18 protein-coding genes are annotated in these 21,091 nt (G+C 33.2%); 5 read left to right on the forward strand and 13 right to left on the reverse strand.

Going from position 1 to position 21,091, the window contains the following annotated elements; translation table 11 throughout:
- Positions 1 to 396: 396 nt before the first annotated feature.
- The 7 genes from DD829_RS16685 to DD829_RS16710 form a co-directional block, all read right to left on the reverse strand.
- Complete coding sequence (locus DD829_RS16685) at positions 397 to 2,604, reverse strand: peptidase domain-containing ABC transporter (protein ID WP_116547952.1); 2,208 nt, start codon at positions 2,602 to 2,604, stop codon at positions 397 to 399.
- On the reverse strand, positions 2,605 to 2,970 hold the full coding sequence (locus DD829_RS16690; protein WP_076390947.1) for a hypothetical protein: 366 nt from the start codon (positions 2,968 to 2,970) through the stop codon (positions 2,605 to 2,607). It lies immediately after the preceding gene.
- A gap of 11 nt (positions 2,971 to 2,981) precedes the next feature.
- Positions 2,982 to 4,271, reverse strand: coding sequence for a hypothetical protein (locus DD829_RS16695; protein WP_116547953.1), 1,290 nt, complete (start codon positions 4,269 to 4,271; stop codon positions 2,982 to 2,984).
- Position 4,272: 1 nt separating this feature from the next.
- A complete protein-coding gene (locus DD829_RS16700) occupies positions 4,273 to 5,580 on the reverse strand; it encodes a hypothetical protein (protein ID WP_108411293.1) in 1,308 nt (435 codons plus the stop codon).
- A 69-nt stretch (positions 5,581 to 5,649) separates the two neighbouring features.
- Positions 5,650 to 5,805: a hypothetical protein gene (locus DD829_RS23750; protein ID WP_165796729.1), complete on the reverse strand. Its 156-nt coding sequence runs from the start codon at positions 5,803 to 5,805 to the stop codon at positions 5,650 to 5,652.
- A 99-nt stretch (positions 5,806 to 5,904) separates the two neighbouring features.
- Positions 5,905 to 8,073 (reverse strand): outer membrane beta-barrel family protein, encoded by a 2,169-nt coding sequence (locus DD829_RS16705; RefSeq protein ID WP_116547954.1) that lies wholly within the window; start codon positions 8,071 to 8,073, stop codon positions 5,905 to 5,907.
- A 1-nt stretch (position 8,074) separates the two neighbouring features.
- A complete protein-coding gene (locus tag DD829_RS16710; protein WP_076390943.1) occupies positions 8,075 to 8,293 on the reverse strand; it encodes a hypothetical protein in 219 nt (72 codons plus the stop codon).
- Positions 8,294 to 8,581: 288 nt separating this feature from the next.
- On the opposite strand from DD829_RS16710, the gene DD829_RS16715 reads away from it, so the two are divergent.
- Positions 8,582 to 10,276, forward strand: coding sequence for a helix-turn-helix domain-containing protein (locus DD829_RS16715; protein WP_116547955.1), 1,695 nt, complete (start codon positions 8,582 to 8,584; stop codon positions 10,274 to 10,276).
- A gap of 125 nt (positions 10,277 to 10,401) precedes the next feature.
- Here the strand turns inward: DD829_RS16715 and DD829_RS16720 are convergent, their stop codons facing one another.
- Positions 10,402 to 11,004: a hypothetical protein gene (locus DD829_RS16720; protein WP_116547956.1), complete on the reverse strand. Its 603-nt coding sequence runs from the start codon at positions 11,002 to 11,004 to the stop codon at positions 10,402 to 10,404.
- 134 nt (positions 11,005 to 11,138) lie between these two features.
- The gene (katG, locus tag DD829_RS16725) at positions 11,139 to 13,418 is read right to left on the reverse strand and encodes a catalase/peroxidase HPI (RefSeq protein ID WP_116547957.1); all 2,280 of its coding nucleotides are present in this window, start codon (positions 13,416 to 13,418) and stop codon (positions 11,139 to 11,141) included.
- Positions 13,419 to 13,751: 333 nt separating this feature from the next.
- Between katG and DD829_RS16730 the strand changes: the two genes are divergently transcribed.
- The gene (locus DD829_RS16730; RefSeq protein ID WP_087712380.1) at positions 13,752 to 14,213 is read left to right on the forward strand and encodes a heme-binding domain-containing protein; all 462 of its coding nucleotides are present in this window, start codon (positions 13,752 to 13,754) and stop codon (positions 14,211 to 14,213) included.
- Between the two features lie 11 nt (positions 14,214 to 14,224).
- Positions 14,225 to 14,638 (forward strand): thiol-disulfide oxidoreductase DCC family protein, encoded by a 414-nt coding sequence (locus tag DD829_RS16735; protein WP_108411210.1) that lies wholly within the window; start codon positions 14,225 to 14,227, stop codon positions 14,636 to 14,638.
- An 84-nt stretch (positions 14,639 to 14,722) separates the two neighbouring features.
- On the opposite strand, the gene DD829_RS16740 is transcribed toward DD829_RS16735, so the two are convergent.
- On the reverse strand, positions 14,723 to 16,159 hold the full coding sequence (locus DD829_RS16740) for an alpha-amylase (RefSeq protein ID WP_108411211.1): 1,437 nt from the start codon (positions 16,157 to 16,159) through the stop codon (positions 14,723 to 14,725).
- A 190-nt stretch (positions 16,160 to 16,349) separates the two neighbouring features.
- Between DD829_RS16740 and DD829_RS16745 the strand changes: the two genes are divergently transcribed.
- On the forward strand, positions 16,350 to 17,018 hold the full coding sequence (locus tag DD829_RS16745) for a DUF4290 domain-containing protein (protein WP_076390937.1): 669 nt from the start codon (positions 16,350 to 16,352) through the stop codon (positions 17,016 to 17,018).
- A gap of 2 nt (positions 17,019 to 17,020) precedes the next feature.
- Entirely contained in the window at positions 17,021 to 18,328 is a 1,308-nt protein-coding gene (gene murA / locus DD829_RS16750; RefSeq protein WP_076390936.1) for a UDP-N-acetylglucosamine 1-carboxyvinyltransferase, read from the forward strand.
- Between the two features lie 361 nt (positions 18,329 to 18,689).
- On the opposite strand, the gene DD829_RS16755 is transcribed toward murA, so the two are convergent.
- The 3 genes from DD829_RS16755 to DD829_RS16765 all read right to left on the reverse strand — a co-directional run bounded on the left by DD829_RS16755 (position 18,690) and on the right by DD829_RS16765 (position 20,701).
- Positions 18,690 to 19,001, reverse strand: coding sequence for an NIL domain-containing protein (locus DD829_RS16755; protein ID WP_076390935.1), 312 nt, complete (start codon positions 18,999 to 19,001; stop codon positions 18,690 to 18,692).
- A 607-nt stretch (positions 19,002 to 19,608) separates the two neighbouring features.
- A complete protein-coding gene (locus tag DD829_RS16760) occupies positions 19,609 to 20,268 on the reverse strand; it encodes a YiiX/YebB-like N1pC/P60 family cysteine hydrolase (protein WP_108411584.1) in 660 nt (219 codons plus the stop codon).
- On the reverse strand, positions 20,243 to 20,701 hold the full coding sequence (locus tag DD829_RS16765) for a DUF1801 domain-containing protein (RefSeq protein WP_116547958.1): 459 nt from the start codon (positions 20,699 to 20,701) through the stop codon (positions 20,243 to 20,245). The genes DD829_RS16760 and DD829_RS16765 overlap by 26 nt, the downstream gene beginning before the upstream one ends.
- Between the last annotated feature and the right edge of the window lie 390 nt (positions 20,702 to 21,091).

Consider the following 21,091-nt stretch of genomic DNA (forward strand, 5'->3'; position numbering starts at 1 on the left):
CGTAAAATCATATTTCTTACTTTCCCAAAGCCTAACATAAATTTTTGAAATCGGGTTTTGTCGCTTCTTTATAAAATACATTACTTTCATTCCTTTTAATTTTATGCTAATTTAATAAAATCCCGAATATGTCCCGAAAAAAATATTATTTATCTTTATTTTACTTTATTTCATCTTATCTGAAAAACCAATGAAACAAAGCTGTAACCATTAAAAACAAAGGAATTAGCAACGGTTGGTATAAAGACAGTTTTCGTCCCTGTGGGTCTACGAAAACCGTTAATTATCAAATTAACGGTTTTTTTGTATCTAAAAATGTTTTGTAATATTTATATTAATTATGACAGCTTTTCATCAAAAAGGTATTGATCTTTAAAGAATTTTAATTTATATAAATTAGCTGCCCAACTCCAGCTGGTTTTTTACCAGATTATAGTAATCTGCTTTATTATCAACCAATGTCTGATGATTTCCATGCTCTACAATTCTTCCATTTTTTAAAACAATAATCTGATCGGCATTTTTCACTGTACTTAAACGGTGTGCAATTATTACAACTGTTTTTCCTTTGAAAAACTGTTGTAAATTGTCATGGATGATTTTTTCATTTTCGGCATCAAGTGCAGAAGTAGCTTCATCAAAAAAAATGTAATGAGGGTTTTTATAAACTGCTCTTGCAATAAGTATTCTTTGTTTTTGCCCACCAGAAATACCATTTCCTGATGCTCCGATTTTGGTATTATATCCTAAAGGAAGTTCTTCTATAAACTCTTCTATATTTGCAATTTTTACTGCGTTTTGAAGTTTTTCTCTGTTTACCTCCTCATCACCAGTGGCAATATTTCTTTCAATAGTATCTGAAAATATAAAGCCGTCCTGCATTACGACACCACAATTTTCCCGTAAACTTTTTGGGGAAATTTTTGATATATTTTCAGAATTATAGAAAAGTTCCCCTCTTGTTGGTTCGTAAAATCTCAGAAGCAGTTTCATTAAAGTGGTTTTTCCACTACCGCTTGCGCCGACAATTGCCGTTATTTTTCCTTCCGGAATTTTAAAACTAATATCTTTAAGAACAAATGGAGATTTAGGACCTTCATATTGAAATGAAACATCGTTAATATTGATCCCTTGATTATTTAATAAAGATGTTTTTGGAAGAGGGATTAAATTTTCATTTTCTTCATCTTCATGATACTGAACTTCAGAGAGTCTTTCCAAACTAAGCTTGGCATCCTGTAGAGAATAAAAAAATGTTGTAATACTGTTAAGAGGAGAGATCATTTGTCCCAATATAAAAGAAATTGCCATAAGCTCACCTAATGACATTTCTCCTTTTATCACACAAACAGCTGATATATAGGTTACAATAATGTTCTTAATCTGGTTGATTATTTCAAAACCGCCGATCTGAAATTGAGTTAACCTCAGAACTCTTGCATTTATTTGTAATAATTTATCCTGAATTTTCTGCCATTCTTTATTCTTAAAATCCTGAAACTGATTTAGCTTCATCTCTGTTACACCATTTATAATCTCATAGATGGCATTTTGATTTTCACTTTTTAATTTAAATTTATAAAAATCGAGTATGCTTCTTTTCTTTAGAAAATATGCAGACCAACAAACAGCTAAAACAGTAAGAAGCAAATAAATGAACAGTATTGTGTAGTTGTAATATCCCAAAATCACAAAAAATACACAAAATGAAATAATGGAAAAAATAGTGATTAAACTCTGTGAAGTTAAAAAATTTTCGATTCTTTCATTATCCTGAATTCTTTGAGTGAAATCGCCCATCATTTTAGTATCAAAGAATTTTATTTTTAACTGTAATAATTTTCTTAGAAAGTCTGAAATAATTGTTATGCTGATTTTTGTTCCTACTTTTAAAACCAGCCAGTTTCTAATGATTTCAACAGTCATAGCTCCCAGAAACAAGCTGATCTGCGCAAAAAGTATCAATTGAACAATTGACAGATTTTTGTCAGTAATCCCTTTGTCTATAAGATTTTGCGTTAAAAACGGGAAAGCGATGTTTACTAAATTGCCTAAAAGCAAGGATAATAACATCCACAAAAACTGTTTTTTATGCTGAAATAAAATTCCTGCTAAATATTTGATATTTATTTTATTTTCCGCAGGAGGAGAATATTCATAGAAAGCATCTGTAGGATTGAGAAATAGTGCAACACCTTTGTTGTCACTGCTAATCCAATGCTTTAAAAATTCAGTTTCCTTGAGGTATAATATGCCATAGGAAGGATCAACAATTTTAAACAATAAGCCTCTTTTAAAAAAAGACTTATTGCCTTTTTTGGATCCTTTTATTTTTTCTAAAACTATAAAATGGTTTTGATCCCAATGTAATATACAGGGTGTAGGTAAATCTAAAAGCTGGTCTAAATTTATTCTGGTTGTTACTGTTTCAAATCCTATGCTTTGCGCCGCTTCGCTGATTCCTAATAAAGATACTCCATCTCTTGTAAGAAATGATTTTTCTCTTAAATATTTCAGAGTATATTTTTTTCCATACTCATTGGCAATCATAGCCAGACAAGCCGGACCACAGTCCATGATATTATACTGAGGAATAAATTTCATTTATTTGTTGGTTGATTCAATAAAATCAGATATTTTTTTCAGTTTTTTCAATATAAGGGGATTCAATAAATCGTTTTTACTTTGATAATTTAATTCAATTTCATTACCTTCTAGTTTAACAAACGTTTTGTCATTTTTAGTTTCAAGATCACTAATCTTCGACCATACTAACTTCTGGTTCGTTGTTTTATACTCTTTGCCTAGCTCTTTTTTTAAATAGTTCAGTATCGACTCTTTTTGCTTTGCATCAAAAGAAGTCGAATAACTATAGCTTTCGGAAGACTTTGTACTACTGGTAGTTTTTGTCTGGGCTGTTCCTAAATTTGATAATGCAGTCATAAGTATTAAAAGTATTATTTTTTTCATTTTTTATTTTGTTATTCGATAATATTAATTGCTCTTTTATCATAAAGTAATGATAAAAAGTATAAGCCGGCTTCTACAGGCCAATCTTGCGTTAAAGTACTTAATAAATCCGTCACTTCCTCCTCTTTATTTCCATTTAATTTATCAATAATTCCGGGTAATTCATCATGATATTTAATTTTTACTTTATAACCTCGCACAAATATGACCAGCTCATCTCCAATTTTTTCATAATATGTTTTAAATGGATAAGGAGTAATTATTTTTTTATTCTCAAGTACTTCATAATTATCTACATCATATTTTATTTTATCATTTAAGGTTATTGGGATATTTGCCCATCCGCCATTACTTAAAATTGCTAATTTGAATTCTTTGTGTAAGTACTTCATCAAATCCATGAAAGATAGGTGTCTAAGATTTTCATCTAAATTAATTACTGATTCAATGGCATTAAATGAATCTTCAACTTCTACATTTTTATCCGGACTTAATATTTGTTTGTTATCATTTAAATATTGCTGAGAAATAGAATTTAAAATTGCAGATGTAAAACCTTTTCTTGTAGGATTGTTAAATCCAACTATAAATCCGATAGACAATTCATCAGAAAATCCTATATGATACTTATTCCATGGCATAAAATAAAAATCTCCCGTTTCGAAAGGATATGCATCCGAATAAGGCAGAAGTGGTTCTATATCTGTATTATTTTCTTTTTTGCCAGTTAGCTCCTTATATGTATCTTCTTCCCAATTATACATTATTTTTGGACCGGGTCCAAGATGAAAATGCATTATATTCTCGCCCTTAATATCAATATGAATTCCCAAAGGTGTCCATCCGTAATTTCCTACAAACAGAGTCATTTCCAGTCCTGTTAAAGGTATTCCTACTTTATCCAGTAAAGGCTGTAATTTTAATAAAATATTCTGTGAAACTTTCTCTGAAAATTTTTCAGTTCTATTAATAATCATTCCGAATTTTTGTTTTTCAAAAACTCTTTCGGCATAACTTTCCAAAGTTTCTTTTTCAGTTGGTGGAGCATCAAAAAGTTTGGATATATAGTTTATATCCTGTTCTTCACCTTTTATGTACACTCTAAACCCATACTGATTAGTTCTATGAGTATAAATCTCCTGTAAAATCTTTACTGCTTCGTTCTTTAATATATCAATATCATCATTAGAAATTACATTTTTGTATACTTTTGTTTTAGTAAAATTCCCACTATCTTCTAAAAAATGATCCCACCACTCCGCAGAAAAAGATTCTACTTTTTCGATAATTGCCTGTTCCATCTTATTTCAACTGATTAGTTTCAACAATATTAATAGCTCTCTTGTCATAAAGGAGCGATAAAAAGTATAAACCGGCTTCTACAGGCCAATCAACTATCAAATTACTGAGTAAATCCGTTACCAGTTCTTCTTTATTCTGGTTTAATTTATCAATTATATTTATTAGCTCATCATGATATCTAATTTTCACCTTATATCCTCTTGCAAAAATCACCAATTCATCATCTATTTTTTCGTAAAATGTTTTAAAGGGATATGGAGTGATAATTTTCTTATTATCCAGTATTTCATAATTATCAATCTCATACTTGATTTTATCAGTTAAGGTCACAGGAATACTCGCCCATCCCCCGTTGCTTAAAATCGCTAATTTATACTCTTTGTGGAGATACTTTAATAAATCAATAAAAGTCAGTCCTCTTAGATTTTCATTGAGATTTAGTACGGATTTAATATTTTCAAACGTTAAATCAATATCTTTGTCCTTATTAGGGCTTAAAATTTCGTCATCCTCATTAAGATGCTGCAAATGAAGGGCATCAAGAATTGCGGTAGTAAAACTTCTCTTTGTAGGATTGTTAAACCAAATTGTAAGTCCTACAGAAAATTGGTCAGAGAAGCCTATATGGTATTTATTCCAAGGCATATAATAGAGATCTCCTGTTTCAAAGGGATAACTTTCTGCGTATGGTAAAAGTGGTTCAACATCTTTATTATTATCTTTTTTACCAGTCAGTTCCTTATAATCTTCCTCGTTCCAGTTGTACATAATTTTAGGACCGGGGCCCAAATGAAAATGAATAACATTTTCGCCTCTGGTATCCTGATGAATCCCTAAAGGAGTCCATCCGTAGTTTCCAATTAGTATGTGAGCACTTAATCCTGTTAGGGGAATACCTACTTTATCGAGTAATGGCTGTATTTTTAATAATACATTACGAGCCAATTCTTCAGAAAATTTTTCAGTATGATTAATGATCATTCCAAATTTCTTATCTGAAAACACTCTATTAAAATATTCTGTAATATCTTCATTATCAAAAGGCGCATGGTTTTCGAATAAATTGGTCATAAAAGTATTATCCTGTTCCTTCCCATCCAAGTATATTCTAAAACCATACTTATTTGTTTTTAATAAATATAATTCTTGTAGAATTTTAACTATTTCTTCATTTAAAAGAACAACATCCGCATCGCTTATTACATCTTTAAATACTTTGGTCTCTGTAAAGTTTCCATTTTCTTTTAGGAAAAAATCCCACCATTCTGAAGAAAATGGTTTTATTTCTGCTAATATCTCTGTATTCATAGTTATATGTTTTTAAATTTTATAAGGCGGTGGATTTTCCACCGCCTTTAGCTGTAAAAACTTTAGTTTTTAGTTTGTTACTGTTGTTACTACATCTACAACAGTTTTAACTGTTCTTACAGTTTTAATAGTGTCAGCCATACCTCCTTTAATCTCTGCAGATTCAAGCGGTGATAAAGTGCTAACATTCAAAAAATCTTTGGCATTGAATTTTTTCTTTTCCATGTTATTAATTTTTTAATGGGTTAAACAATCGGCAAACTTTTAAAGACACCAGAACTTTAACGTTCTGTTTTATACCCTCGTTGGTCTTTGTTTATGCGTTTATTTTTTAAGTCTGTTTTTTTCTTCTTCGTTACTTCCTTCTATCTGAGTACTTTTAATATCTTTATTACCAAATTTGTAAACTAATGACAGCCTTAAAAACCTTATATCTTCATAGTTTTTGTATATAATCTGATAATTATTGGTTATTGAAGTCTGGGTTATGATACTGCTTTTTAAAATGTCATTTCCAATAATTGCAAGACTCAGATTTTTATTTAAAAACAAAAATTTTAATGATACATCAAGCTGGCTGTATGCGGAAATTCTGTCTACTCCCGAAACTCCCTTAAAATTGTATGAATAATTCAGTCCGAATAAAACGGTCTTTTCCTTATTAAGACTAAAAGTATTATTGGTAGTCAGGTTATAATTAAATCCGTCCACATTAGAGTTTATATATGGCACTGTTGATTTTGAATTAGAATAATACACATCAAAACTGTTATAACTTTGAAACCATTTTTTTAAGTTTAATGTATACGATTCTGAAAGACCTATGATTTGTGAGTTCAAATAATTTAAAATTATATTTGCCTGTAAATTATTATTCATTGGATCTATCAAAATAATACCGCCTGAACCATCTGTTATTTTAGAGTAGTAAAGCTTACTTGTCCAGTTATTTTTAAGAGTATAACTCAACTCCATGTTATGACTGTAACTTGGCTGAAGAAAGGGATTACCTTCAGAATACTGGTATTTGTTATTGTATATTCTAAATGGATTTAAATCCTCAAAATTGGGTCTGTTTAATCTTCTGCTGTAGTTAATTGAGAAAATATTATTTTCATCAGGAGTATATGTCAGATAAAATGTTGGAAATAATTTCGAGTAATTATTCTTATTTATTCTATCTAAAGAAATTGAATTTCCCTCAGTTTGTGTAGTTTCAAATCTTAGACCCAGCTGGGTTTCCCACTTCTCGGATAATTTTTTGCTGGCAGAAAAATACAGTGCTTCTGTATTTTCTTTATAAACAAACCGATTACTCTGTGCAGCATCATATATTGAACTTCCTGAACTAAGATTGTACAAAGCCAGATCTGTTTTATTCTTTGTAAAAGAAACTTTCCCACCAAAAGTAAAATCTGCGAACTTAGTCGGAAAATCCACATCAACATTTGCCGAATAATTTTCAATATCCTGTTTTGAAATATTATTGGCAGAATAATATGAATTGGGAATTACCACATTGTTTGCCAACAAATTATTTGAGCTAAAAATCCTGTCTTGTGTATCTTTAAATTTCAAATAGTTAAAATTTGCTGAAATTTTTCTACCCAGAGTATCTAATTTATAAACGGAATAAAAATCTACAGTATTAAATCTATTTCTTATTCTATTTTCAGCTTTATTAACGATTAAGGAGTCAATAGAATTACTAATATTATCTGTTATGGTTGAATAATCATTTTCTAAATTTCTTTTCTTGTTATTACTGGACATATACTGTACGCCAATATTAAACTTGTCAGAAAATCTGTAATTTACGCCCAATTTTCCACGAACCAAATCGTAATAGTTTCTGTTTGTATTTACTTCTCTCCATATCTGATTGGGATAAAAGAAAGTTGTATTATAGCTGGGAGCAATCGATCCGTTTGTATATCCTAAATCAGATTCAATAGAAATTTTATCTTTATTATAATTAAAACTTCCTCCTATAGTTCCCGCAGGATAAGTAGTTTGTGTATAAGTACTTCTCACTGAACTGTTCCAACTATTTTGTTTTACTTTATTAAGCTTTATATTAATGATCCCGCTATTTCCTTGTGCTTCATATTTGGACGGCGGCACTGTAATTACTTCAATACTTTTAATATTGTCTGATGGTATTGTTTTTAAAAAACCGATAAGATCATCTCCTGAGAGTTTTATTACTTTATCATCCACCATCACAATCATTCCGCTTTTACCTATCATCGAAATTTTGTCATTGAGCACGCGTATTCCAGGTGTTACTTTTAAGGCATCAAGCGCATCTCCCCCCGTTGCAGAAATTGAATTTTCAACATTAAATACCAATCTGTCGATTTTTCTTTCAATCAATTTTTTCTTTGTAACAATTTCTATTTGCTCTATTTGCTTTTCTACAATCTTATTGATCGAGTCCTGAGCAAAAGAAAAGACAGATATTAATAAAAAAAGTAATGTATATTTTTTCATTCTATTTTTCAGCGGAACCTACACTTTGAGTTTTCCAGTGAGTTCCTTTTATTGGAGGATCCTTTTGGTTTTCACTAGAGTCTTTTTCTTTTTTACTATCCTTTTGTAGAGTAATATTATCTGAAACAGTATTTGGATAATTTAGATCTTCAGTTTCCCTGCAAGAATTTAACAACACACAAAAAAGCCCAAGTAAGATTATAGTGATTTTGAATTTCATACTTTTTCAATATTTTTTTGGTTGATAATTTCCGGCCGAAAGTCATCGATTATTTTTAGCAATATTAAAAGAGTACACCCTGTTTCACAAACAGTTGTGGGTAAGATTATAAAAATTATTACGTAAAAATTTTTATAATTTTTACATTTTCCCTGTTTATTACTCTAATCATCAGTGATTTATTCTCATCAGTAAAAAACATTTTTATATCTATGTAAACTTTTATTATATTAAAATAATTACATTTGAAGTGAAAAAAGAATTCCATGAAAAACAAATTAAAAAGGAATGAATAAAACTATTTTCAGCTTTTTTGTTTTTTTTACAATCTGCCAACTGTCAGCACAGGATTATTATTCTGCGTTAAGAAATAAATATTGGATATATGAAGAGAATGATCAAAAAGCTTTTCATTATCTCAACATCTACATATCTAAAGCAAAAAAAGAAAAAAATTATGCAGAATTGTTTCAGGCTTATGATGATGCTATAAGATATTCACCAAACAAAAAAATAGAATATGCAGACAGTGCTATTTCTGCTGCAAAATTATCTGGAAATTCTGATCTTATTGGCAGTTCATATATAAGTAAAGGAGCTGTATATTATTTTACCTACAGAAAATTTCAACCAGCTCTGAATGAATATTTGAAGGCATATGAGTATACAAAAAATACAGATGATGAATTTCTAAAATACCAAAATCTATACCATATTGGTGTTGTAAAAAGCTATCTGGGATATTATGAAGAAGCATTACAATTATTTAAGTCATGTAATGTCTATTTTAAATCAAAAATAAAAGCAAATATACACCCTAATCTTATCAAGAATCATCAAAAAGGCTATCTCAATTGCTTACACCAAATGATTGTCTGTTATCAGCAACTGGGAAATTATACTGAATCTGAAAAGCTTATAAAAGAAGGATTAGATGCTCTTCCAAAAGATCCTTTTTTCAATCTCGAAAAAAGTTATTTCTATAAAAGTGAAGCCATTACAGAATTTAATAAAAAATCTTATCAAAATTCAATTCAAATATTTAACAAAGCACTGCCTGAATTCATAAAAATTAATGATTACACCTTTGCATCTGTCATTTACTACTATCGGGGATCTGCTTATGATGAACTAAAAAATACTGAAAAAGCTCTTTCTGATTATAAGAAAGTAGATTCTATCTTCAATAAATACCAGTTTATTCTTCCTGAATTAAGAAACAATTACGAAAAACTTATTACATTTTACAGAAATAAAAACCAACCAAAAGAAGAATTATATTATACCAAGCAACTGCTAAAAGCAGACAGCATCATCTCCACTGATTTTAAATATCTTTCCAATCGTATACACCGGGACTACGATACAAAATCTTTACTTGAAGCTCAATCAAATCTTGAAAAAACCAATTCTTTCGGAAAGTTTTTACTCATATTTAGCTTCGCCGTAATTTTAGTTCTTATATTATTTTTAGCATATTGGCTGAGAAAGAAAAAAGAAATTCAGATTAAATATGAGGAGCTGTTAGAAAAAATCAGTTCAAAGAATACAAAAATAAAAGAAAATGCAGATCTTAATAAACTTACCGAAAAGAACTCAAAGATAGAAATAAAAACAGTTCAGCTTCTTAAAAGTAAATTCTCTGATTTTGAAAAAAATAATGGTTTTCTTGAAAAAGGAATTACTGCTGGAAAACTTGCAATAGAGTTTGGTACCAATGCAACTTATATTTCACAATTTATGAATGAATATCAGGGCTGTAATTTCAATACTTATATCAATAAATTAAGAATAGATTACGCAACAGAAAAAATATACAATAATAAACTTTGGCAAAAATACTCTGTAGAAGATATAGCACTTGCCTGTGGTTTTAGCAATCGGCAAAGTTTTTCAAATTTATTTTATGAACAAAATGGCATTCGACCTGCTGATTTTCTCAAAAAACGGAAAGAGGAAATAAGACTAAAAAGAGTATCGTAAATATTTTAAGATTAAGTTGTAGCGACTAAAGCTTATCCAATATCAGATTTTTAAAAATCTTTCAGTAATCATAAAAATAAAGCCGGAAAATTAAACCGGCTTTTTTCACAAACAAAATAAAGATACTAATATCTTGAAGTAATTACCCAAGCCGATCCCGTACTCTGCACTACAATTCCTCTTCCCAGATTGCTGTTATTTAATCCATAGTTAGAAAAATTGCCTCCGTTGATCCTGAATAAACCATTTACCGTTACATTTCCTGCAGTATCGTTGATGAGTTGATAGACCTTTCCTCTGTTCGACGAAGTTGCAGATGGTAAAGTAACATCTCCCGATATTAAAACGGTATAATCGTCGTCTGCAACAGTTCCGGTTGATAATGTCCTGATTTTTTGTGAAGCTGCAGCAGAGATCAGCTTGATCCATTTCCCAGAATTTCCGTCAAAATAGTAATATCCGGAAGCCGTAACATCTATGGTCTGTCCTGCAGGAGCTGTATCTTCCTGTGTAACGAAAACAATTGCTCCGTTTTGTGATGCAGTATAATTTTTTGCTCTCAATTGATCTCCTGTAATTCTCGGGGCAATAATCCCGTCAAATTTGAATGGATCTCCCGGATTGCCAATAACATCCAATGTGGCATTTGGATTTTCACTGTTGATACCGATTTGAGCGTAACTAAAAGAACCTACCAATAGTAAGGCAGGAAATAATTTTCTTATCATATTAGAATTTGTTTTTTTAACAAAAATATATCTTTATTACACAAATCCTAATTTTAAACCAATAAAATTACATTTAAAACACAAAAAGACAACCAGATTGGCTGTCTTTTTAAATATTATGTTAAATAATTAAATTATTTTAAATCAAACCGATCAAGATTCATCACTTTTACCCATGCTGAAACAAAATCTTTCACAAATTTTTCTTTAGCATCAGAACTTGCGTATACTTCTGAAATAGCTCTCAGTTCGGAATTCGATCCAAAAACAAGATCTGCTCTCGTGGCTGTCCATTTTTTATCTCCTGTTTTTCGGTCTGTTCCTTCGTAAAGTTCATTATCTTCAGAAGCTGATTTCCACTGGGTACTCATATCCAATAAATTAACAAAGAAATCATTAGAGAGTACTCCCGGATTCTGTGTAAAAATACCGTGAGAAGATCCGTCGAAATTCGCATTAAGAGATCTCATTCCTCCGATCAGTACGGTAAGTTCAGGAGCTGTAAGATTTAATAATTGCGCTTTATCAATCAGTAATGATTCTGTGGAAACCGAGAATTTTTTCTTTAAATAATTTCTGAATCCATCTGCTGCAGGCTCAAGATATCCCATAGATTCTACATCCGTCTGTTCCTGTGAAGCATCCATTCTTCCCGGCGCAAAAGGAACGATTACCGGATAACCTCCGTCTTTTGCCGCTTTTTCAACAGCAGCACTTCCTGCAAGAACAATAAGGTCTGCTAAAGAAACTTTTTTACCGCCTGTCTGATTTTCGTTAAATTCTTTCTGAATATTTTCAAGAATGTTTAAAACTTTCTGAAGCTGTGCCAGATTATTTACTTCCCAGTCTTTTTGTGGAGCCAGACGAATTCTCGCCCCGTTTGCACCTCCTCTTTTATCACTTCCTCTGAATGTAGAAGCCGATGCCCAGGCTGTAGAAACCAATTCGGAAACACTTAAACCTGAATCTAAAATTTTTGATTTTAAAGCTTCAACGTCTGAATTATTGATTAACGCGTGATCCACTTCCTGAATCGGATCCTGCCATATTAATTCTTCCGCAGGAACATCCGGTCCCAAATAACGGGCTTTTGGTCCCATATCTCTGTGTGTCAGTTTATACCACGCTCTTGCAAATGCGTCTGCAAAAGCATCCGGATTTTCATAAAATCTTCTTGAAATTTTTTCGTAAAAAGGATCAAACCTCAACGAAAGATCCGTTGTAAGCATTGTCGGTCTGTGTTTTTTATCAGGATCAAAAGCATCCGGAATAATTTCTTCACCATTTTTGGCAACCCACTGATGCGCTCCTGCAGGACTTTTGGTAAGTTCCCATTCATTTTCGAAAAGATTTTTAAAGAAATAATTGCTCCATTCCGTCGGAGTTTCCGTCCAGGTTACTTCCAGTCCGCTGGAAATAGCATCCGGCCCTTTTCCGGATTTATAGGTACTGTTCCACCCGAATCCCTGCGCTTCAATTCCTGCCGCTTCCGGCTCTTCTCCTACATGATCCGCAGGTCCTGCTCCGTGCGTCTTACCAAATGTGTGACCTCCCGCAATTAAAGCAACAGTTTCTTCATCATTCATTGCCATTCTTCCAAACGTATCGCGAATATCTTTTGCTGCTGCAATAGGATCAGGATTTCCGTCCGGACCTTCAGGATTTACATAAATAAGTCCCATCTGTACCGCAGCCAACGGTTTTTCTAAATTTCTTGTATGGATATCTCCGTCTGCATTATCATCAGTAGGAAGAACTCCTCTGTTTTCTACCACTCCGTCTGAGCCATGTGCATAGCGAAGATCTCCGCCCAACCATGTTTTCTCTGTTCCCCAGTACACATCCTGATCCGGTTCCCAAACATCTTCACGACCTCCCGCAAATCCGAACGTTTTGAATCCCATAGATTCTAAGGCAATATTCCCGGTAAGGATCATTAAATCTGCCCAGGAAATTTTCTTCCCGTATTTTTGTTTAATGGGCCAAAGAAGTCTTCTCGCTTTATCCAGACTTACGTTGTCCGGCCAACTGTTCAAAGGGGCAAAACGCTGCTGTCCGGCTCCTGCTCCGCCTCGCCCGTCACCTACACGATACGTTCCTGCGCTGTGCCAAGCCATACGGATAAACAAAGGTCCGTAATGTCCGAAATCTGCAGGCCACCAATCCTGGGAATCCGTCATTAGAGCATGAAGATCTTTTTTTACTTCTTCCAGATCCAGACTTTTAAAAGCTTCTGCATAATTGAAATCTTTCTCCATCGGATTAGACAGATCAGAATGCTGACGAAGAATATCTACTCTTAACTGATCCGGCCACCAATCTATATTTTTAGTACCACCTCCTGCTAAATTTTCTTTTTTCATCGTTCCGTTGTGAAAAGGGCATTTGCTGATGTCTCCTGAAGTATTTTCCATATTGTTTAAATTTTTATGTTGTTTTACGTTTTACTGAATGAACAATGCAAACTTACCATTGTTATTATATAAATACAATCTATTGAAAATATTTTTACGATAGTTAAAAACAATAATTTAAATCAAAATACTGTTTTGCAGTTATTTACAATTCCAAAAAATTAATCATTCAATTAAGTTAAGCATTTTTTACTTTAATTTAAATAATCTTCAGCCGTTAAAAATCATATTTAGAACAATTCAAGACAGTGGTGAGATTTCCTGAATTTTATCCTTTTTATTTATCTGAAATTTAAGTACCTTTATCTATTCAGAAAACATAAAATTTTAGCAATGAAAAAAATATTGGTTGTCATTCTTGTCGCTTTTATCATCATCCAGTTTTTCCCAATTGATAAAACCAATCCGGCTCCGACTCCCGGAATGGATTTTTTAAAGATCAAAAACACACAGCCCGAAGTGGCACAACTGATTAATAATTCCTGCTACGACTGCCATTCCAACGAGTCCAGATATCCGTGGTATTCTAATATCGCTCCTGCCTCATGGATTCTGAAAAATCATATCGACGAAGGAAGAAAAGAGCTTAATTTCTCTACTTTTGCGACTTATCTTCCCAAACAGCAGGTTCATAAGCTTGATGAATGCATAGAGATGGTCGAAAAGAAAGAAATGCCTCTGGAATCGTATTATATCGGACATCAGGATGCGAAACTTACCGATGCGCAAAGAAAAATATTAGTAGATTACTTCAAAAAAGAAAAAGCGGAAACCGAAAGAAAAATGGCTCTTTAAAACCAAAAATCATGGAGGAAAAATGGATGGGGAAACATATTGTATTTTTTGACGGAGATTGCGGAGTCTGCAATTTCTGGGTACAGTGGATTCTTAAAAGAGATCACAACAACAGATTTCTTTTTGCTTCCCTGCAATCGGATTTCGGACAACAATTCTTAACCGAAAGAAAACTAAATACGGAAGTCTTCAACACGCTTTATTTGTGGAAACCAAATCATTATTATCTTGAAAAATCCAACGCGGTTCTGCAAATTGCCAATATTTTAGGCGGAATTTATAAACTTTCAGTCATCGGAAAAATAATTCCCCGATTTTTCAGTGATACAATTTATGATCTGATTTCAAAAAACAGAATGAAACTGGCAAATCAGAAATGTTATCTGCCGACTCCGGATGAAAGGAAAAAATTTATAGAAGTTTGATTTGTATTTAAGTTACTTTTCTCACGAATAAAACAAAGACTGCCTTTTCAAAAAAGCAGTCTTTTCATTTTAAATTGTCGAATCCTACTGGTTCAAAGACCATACAGAATAAGATTTCGGAGCGCATTGAATTTTCACCCATTTGTCGCCCTGCGTTGTAGGATACCAGCCTGAACTTCCTGTAAAATCTTTAATCTGCTGACTTGCCCAGTTCGTCTGAATCCATCTTTCCTGCCACGTTGAAGAGTTATTGATGTAAACTACCAATCCCGGATTTCCGTTGTAGCCGTTTCTTCTTGCGATATATTCGTCGTTATCCGTATATAAAATAGAAGTTGTTCCGGTAGCTTTATTATTGTGAATCCAGATCAGATTGTTTAATCTTTCTTTGTTCAGCCATTCTTCATAATCTCTGTAGAAAATCGTAGGATATCCTTCATGGGTTAAGATATAAGCATACGCCAACATTTTATTGTAAATGATGTCTGTATCGTGATTGGCAACAAAAGTCACCGCTTTAAAAGGATTTCTTTTCCACATCATATCATCATTCAAAGCATTCAAATTATTGTTATCAAATGCTTCATCCATCTTATAATAGGCTGCAAAATCGAAAACCGAACTGTTGGCATTATTTGCCCACCATTCCAGCGTATTTACATTAGAATCCCATAATTCTCCCACAGAAAATCCGCCCACGTTCGCATTCCATTTATTAACCACCCACGGTCCGAAACCTTTTACATAATCGAATCTCCATCCGTCAAACTTCATGACGTTTTTGTAATACTTAGCAACAGAATCATCTCTTTCCCAAAGCCAGCTCTGCACATAAGGATTGGCGTGGCAAAGATCCGGAAAACCACCAAAAGCACCTTCATCATTATTGCCGTAAGAATTTTTGTAAAAATCGTTGTAATTTCTTGGAAATTTTCCCGATGCTACACCGGAAAAATTGGTCCAGGTACTGGTTCCTGTGTAGGGATTCGCTTCCGACTGACCACCACTGTTGTGATTGATGACAATATCGGCATACACCTGCATATTTTCGTCATGAGCTTTTGTAATCAGAGCTTCCAATTCCGCTCTTGATCCGAAACGTGTTTCCACACTTCCGTTCTGGTTAAAATTTCCGAAATCGTAATAATCCGTCGGATCGTATCCCATAGAATAGGCTCCGTTCTGGGCTTTTGAAGCCGGAGGAAGCCATATCGCTCCAATTCCTGCATTCGACCAGTCGGTTACTTTGGTTTTTACGGTATTCCACCAGTTTCCGCCATCGGGAACATCCCAGTAAAATCCCTGCATAAGGACACTTCCACCCGGTCCGGCAACAAATTTTGAGGTGGAAGAAACTCCTGCTCCCGTACTGAAAGGGCGCCCGTCATGATTGGTGACATTCACAATTTTATCATGAATCTCTAACTGTTTAGAGTTTTCAGTGACGATCTCATCATTGTTCTGGCAAGAACTCAAAATGCCTAAAGCCAGCAATGAGAGTAAAATGTGTGTTTTTTTCATGTTAAAAATTTTAAATTATTAAAGTATCAACTAAAATACAATTTTATTGAAATAAATTCTAAACCAAGTGAAATAATTTTAATATTATCCAACAAATCCCTTCAAATCGTTATTCGGAAGATTCATTAAAAATCATAAACTTTTAAGATTTTCGGTACAATTTTTCCATTATTCCATATATTTGCAGACTATGGAATACAATACCCAAAAAACTCAGCTTCATTTGCCGGAATATGGCAGAATTATACAACAGTTGGTTGAACGTTGTAAAGAGCTTCCTACAAAAGAAGAGAGAAGCGAAATGGCAATGGCGATCATTGATTTTATGGGTCAGAGAAACCCGCAGCTGCGAGACGAAGAAAATTATAAACATAAACTTTGGGATCATCTCTATATTTTAGCCAATCATGAATTGGATGTAGATTCTCCCTACCCTTTTCCTACGAAAGAAGAACTTGAAGAAAAACCGAAGAGAATGGAGTATCCAAAACTTCAGGGTGATTTTAAATTTTACGGGAAAAGTATTCTTCAGTTAATTGAAAAAGCCATCGAACTTGAACAGGGCGACGAAAAAGAAGCTTTGATCGAGGTGATTGCCAACAATATGAAGAAATCTTATAATGTCTATAATAAAGAACACGTAACGGACGATGTAATCTTCCGTCACCTGAAAGAACTTTCGGAAAACAGGCTGGATCTTACCGGAATAGATTCTCTTGAGAAGAGCAAGATCTATTACACGACCAATAATAACAACCGAAATAACAACAATAACAACAGGAATAACAACCGAAACAACCAGAACAACAAAAGAAGGCACAACAACAATAACAACAACAATCATAATAAAAGAAAGTAGACATGAGTGGAACATTTCAAATAAGAGGAGGAAAAAGACTGCAAGGTGAAATTACTCCACAGGGAGCTAAGAACGAAGCTCTTCAGATTCTTTGTGCTGTTTTGTTGACAGATGAGGAAGTCAGAATTAAAAATATTCCCGATATCCACGACGTTAATCGATTAATTGAGATTCTGGGCGACTTTGGTGTACAGGTTACCAAAAACGGACACGGCGATTATACTTTCAAAGCAGATAAAGTAAATTTTGATTATATAAAATCAAACGAATTTAAAAAAGACGGCGCAAAACTGAGAGGTTCGATCATGTTGATGGGACCAATGTTGGCGAGATACGGTGAAGCGTATATGCCGACTCCGGGAGGCGACAAAATCGGAAGAAGAAGATTAGACACTCACTTTCAAGGACTTGTAGAACTGGGTGCCGAATTTCATTATGATGAGGAAGAATTCTTTTATTCATTAAAAGCGAAAGAACTCAACGGTAAGTTTATCCTGCTTGAAGAGGCTTCTGTAACAGGAACAGCCAACATCGTGATGGCTGCAGCTTTGGCAAAAGGAAAAACAAGAATTTATAACGCGGCGTGCGAACCGTATCTTCAGCAGCTTTGCAAAATGCTGAACAGAATGGGAGCCAATATTTCAGGAATCGGGTCCAATTTATTAACCATCGAAGGGGTTTCGCATCTACACGGAACGGAGCATACGATGCTTCCGGATATGGTGGAAATCGGTTCATGGATTGGTCTTGCTGCAATGACAAAATCTGAAATTACAATTAAAAACGTAAACTGGAATCAGCTTGGTGTTATTCCGAATACGTTCAGAAAACTGGGCATTCAGCTTGAGCAGAGCAATGACGATATTTTTATTCCGGCTCAGGAAAATTATAAAATTCAAAAATTTATCGACGGATCTATTTTAACGATTTCCGATGCACCTTGGCCAGGATTTACTCCGGATTTGTTATCGATTATTCTGGTGGTAGCAACTCAGGCAAAAGGAAGTCTGCTGGTTCACCAGAAAATGTTTGAATCCAGATTGTTCTTCGTAGATAAACTGATCGATATGGGAGCGCAGATCATTCTTTGCGACCCGCACAGAGCAACGGTAATCGGGCTTAATCAGGAAACTCCGCTGAGAGGAACAACGATGGTTTCTCCTGACATCAGAGCAGGAAATGCACTGTTAATTGCTGCCCTTTCCGCAGAAGGAAAATCTATTATCCACAATATCGAACAGATCGACAGAGGTTATGAAAATATCGACGGAAGACTGAAAGCAATCGGAGCGGATATTGAAAGAATTTAATTTTTATTTTAAAATACAGAGACCACTTTTTGAGTGGTCTTTTTTTAGCTTTAGAAACTGTTTAAATTTGATTAAATGTTCAGAAATCATCATTCCAAGATTATATTTACATTACTAATTATAAAGCAAGCAAAGAGTAATCAACAAGTTGATTTGATCAAACAGCGTCTTCAGGTTTCATGAAGCAAATTTTATTTGACTTTGCTTTCTGAAAATAAGATGTAAAAAAATGAATTAAACCCTGCGTGAAAAAAAATAATTATAAAAATTTAAAAAGGTTCTTAATTTTCAACAAAAAATAAAAACGACCGGTCACAAAAAAGTAACGGTCGTTTGTTGTAATTAAAACTATATGAATCTCTTAAGTATATTTTCTACAGGTATATTCTACCGTGGTACTCAAAAGCTTATTTTTTTCCAGATAAAATTCTAATTGCTTAAAATCTTCTGAGCTTACATTAATATAAAGCTGAACTGCGCCGAAACTTCTTCCGTCTACATATTCTACGTTAGCCGATAACACTTTATGACAGATCCCGAACTGATGGTAAATGGTATTCATCAAATGTTCAAATTTCATTTTACCATTCAGCTCTATTTCCAGTATCCATTCTTTTTTGGGCAGGTTTAATTGATTTTGTAAAACCTGTAGTCCCGGATTTGGTGTTACCATAACTCAACATTTTAGGGTTAAACTTTCAGAGAAAACTTTTTTCAGATTTAATATTCTGTTGCTCTGTGCTAATTGTATGGCAAAAATATAAAAAAATATTAGTCTACCAAATTAGTAGGGTAATATTTTTTTAATTTTAATCAATTTTTTCTGTGATGTTTATTTTTCGGTTAAAACCATTTGATTTTCCAATAACAAAACTGGCTAAAGTTCTTTTAATTTTAAACATCGCAAAGGCGCAAAATATCATTAAATACTACATCGTCTTAAGGCGCAAAGATTTTATCTGCGATAAAATGAAGCATGAATCCTTATTGAAAATCTTTGATTTTCCTGCGCCTTAAAGATTTGAGACTAATAAAAATCTTGCGTCTTTGCGTTTTCCAACAAGAATATTTTTATTTATAAAAAAGTTTAAACAAAATTTGGATTTAAATGGATTCAAATGCTTCATTTTCAAAATAGATCTATAGCAGAAAACAAAGAAAATAGTAATTTGAAGTACTAGTAAGCCAGACAATGCTAATTCGCTTGTCTAACTAACACAAAAGTTTTCATATAAGGTTTTGCTTCTTATATCCTTATATCAACTTTAATAATTTATGTTTTATTTAAGTTCCATCACTCTTTCCAGTTTTTGAGAAGCAGCCAGACCATTCGGATTGCAGCCTAACTCACCTTCGGGAACTTTCAGATTTTTCTTTTGATAGAATTCTTCCCAAAAAGCATTTGTTTTTCCTGTTTTCGGATCGATGAAGGTCATTGGTTCCAGCTTAAAAATATGATCTTCCCGAAAAGCTCTTTCTATAAAATCTGAACAGTAATACGAGTTTTCATCCAGAATATAATTGAAGTTATATGGTTTCCCTAACATGGAATTTGCCTTTTCAAGCGCGGAAGGAATCGATTTTTGGTATTTGGATTTCAAACGGTATACTATAACCCGCTGTCCTTCTTCCGATTGGTCTTTCAGGAAATCCTTCATTTTCTGCTTCTGCGAACCGCCTTTTGGAGCGGCGTGAAGTACGAAAATTCCTTCTTTACTTTTTTCCACAATACCGATGTGGTCGAAAGAAGCATTTTCCTGCTTTTGGGTAACATTATTAATGGCTCCTGAAAGTCCCGTTTGTTTTGCAGTCACAAAAAGCAAATCTCCGTTCTTCAAACCCGAAATCTGTGAGTTTTTACAGGCAATAATCAGGACAAAAAGGAAAAAAGCCGCAAAAAATTTCAGTAAAAAATTATTTCTTTTTAAAATTGGTTTCATAAATATCAATCCATTCTTCAACAGTCATTTTCCGGCTCATTTCTGCCAACAATTCCATCGGAATATCTTCCATTTTTTTGAAGCGGACACAGGATTTCCCCATATCCAGCTTTTTTTTGGAATGTTTCGGAAATTCTTCTACAAACCAGTTCAGCAGTTCGGGTTTCGCATACATTCCCATGTGATACAACGCGACGAAATTTTTCTGGGAGGCAATGCTGATAAAAGGCAAAGGCGATCCCGGTGTACAGTGATAACCATCGGGATATGTTTCCAGAGGAACTGCCCAACCGATCATTCCGTAGCTTGAACCCTGCATAAAACCTTCGGGTAAATTATCATTAATTGTCTGATACATTTTTCTGAATATTTCCTGTCTTTCTTCGGGAATCTGGGAAATATAATCATCAACGGAAACGGATTGAATCTGCATATTTTTCAGTTTTAATAATTCTCCAAATTAACAAAATTTTAGTGGAACAGGATTTTAAATGAATTACTTTGTTTTAACTTTTTTGATTCGAAGGTTTTAATCTTGATGCTTCATTGAACACAAAGCTGAAGAAGGTTTTTTAATTATGAAACATTTTTAGGTTCACAAAGCCGTTACACTTAACAAAGAAGAAGGGAAAGTTTTCTTAACTTTTTTGATTCGAAAGCTTTAATCTTGATGCTTCATTGAACACAAAGCTCACGAAGGATTTTTTAATTATGAAATGTTTCCAGATTCACAAAGCCGTTACACTTAACAAAGAATAAGGGAAAGTTTTTTTAACTTTTTTTGATTCGCAGGTTTTAATCTTGATGCTTAATTGAACAAAAA

Source organism: Chryseobacterium sp. HMWF035 (genome assembly GCF_003094695.1).
Classification (GTDB): Bacteria; Bacteroidota; Bacteroidia; order Flavobacteriales; family Weeksellaceae; genus Chryseobacterium; species Chryseobacterium gambrini.

Excerpts from the sequence above, each read along its gene's own strand:
- DD829_RS16755 (WP_076390935.1), bottom strand. The coding sequence starts at position 19,001 with ATGGTAACACCAAATCCGGGACTACAGGTTTTACAAAATCAATTAAAC.
- DD829_RS16710 (WP_076390943.1), bottom strand. The coding sequence starts at position 8,293 with ATGAAATTCAAAATCACTATAATCTTACTTGGGCTTTTTTGTGTGTTG.
- DD829_RS16700 (WP_108411293.1), bottom strand. The coding sequence starts at position 5,580 with ATGAATACAGAGATATTAGCAGAAATAAAACCATTTTCTTCAGAATGG.
- DD829_RS16745 (WP_076390937.1), top strand. The coding sequence starts at position 16,350 with ATGGAATACAATACCCAAAAAACTCAGCTTCATTTGCCGGAATATGGC.
- DD829_RS16690 (WP_076390947.1), bottom strand. The coding sequence starts at position 2,970 with ATGAAAAAAATAATACTTTTAATACTTATGACTGCATTATCAAATTTA.
- DD829_RS16765 (WP_116547958.1), bottom strand. The coding sequence starts at position 20,701 with ATGCAGATTCAATCCGTTTCCGTTGATGATTATATTTCCCAGATTCCC.
- DD829_RS23750 (WP_165796729.1), bottom strand. The coding sequence starts at position 5,805 with ATGGAAAAGAAAAAATTCAATGCCAAAGATTTTTTGAATGTTAGCACT.
- DD829_RS16715 (WP_116547955.1), top strand. The coding sequence starts at position 8,582 with ATGAATAAAACTATTTTCAGCTTTTTTGTTTTTTTTACAATCTGCCAA.
- DD829_RS16695 (WP_116547953.1), bottom strand. The coding sequence starts at position 4,271 with ATGGAACAGGCAATTATCGAAAAAGTAGAATCTTTTTCTGCGGAGTGG.
- DD829_RS16760 (WP_108411584.1), bottom strand. The coding sequence starts at position 20,268 with ATGAAACCAATTTTAAAAAGAAATAATTTTTTACTGAAATTTTTTGCG.
- DD829_RS16705 (WP_116547954.1), bottom strand. The coding sequence starts at position 8,073 with ATGAAAAAATATACATTACTTTTTTTATTAATATCTGTCTTTTCTTTT.
- katG (WP_116547957.1), bottom strand. The coding sequence starts at position 13,418 with ATGGAAAATACTTCAGGAGACATCAGCAAATGCCCTTTTCACAACGGA.
- DD829_RS16685 (WP_116547952.1), bottom strand. The coding sequence starts at position 2,604 with ATGAAATTTATTCCTCAGTATAATATCATGGACTGTGGTCCGGCTTGT.
- DD829_RS16740 (WP_108411211.1), bottom strand. The coding sequence starts at position 16,159 with ATGAAAAAAACACACATTTTACTCTCATTGCTGGCTTTAGGCATTTTG.
- DD829_RS16735 (WP_108411210.1), top strand. The coding sequence starts at position 14,225 with ATGGAGGAAAAATGGATGGGGAAACATATTGTATTTTTTGACGGAGAT.
- DD829_RS16730 (WP_087712380.1), top strand. The coding sequence starts at position 13,752 with ATGAAAAAAATATTGGTTGTCATTCTTGTCGCTTTTATCATCATCCAG.
- murA (WP_076390936.1), top strand. The coding sequence starts at position 17,021 with ATGAGTGGAACATTTCAAATAAGAGGAGGAAAAAGACTGCAAGGTGAA.
- DD829_RS16720 (WP_116547956.1), bottom strand. The coding sequence starts at position 11,004 with ATGATAAGAAAATTATTTCCTGCCTTACTATTGGTAGGTTCTTTTAGT.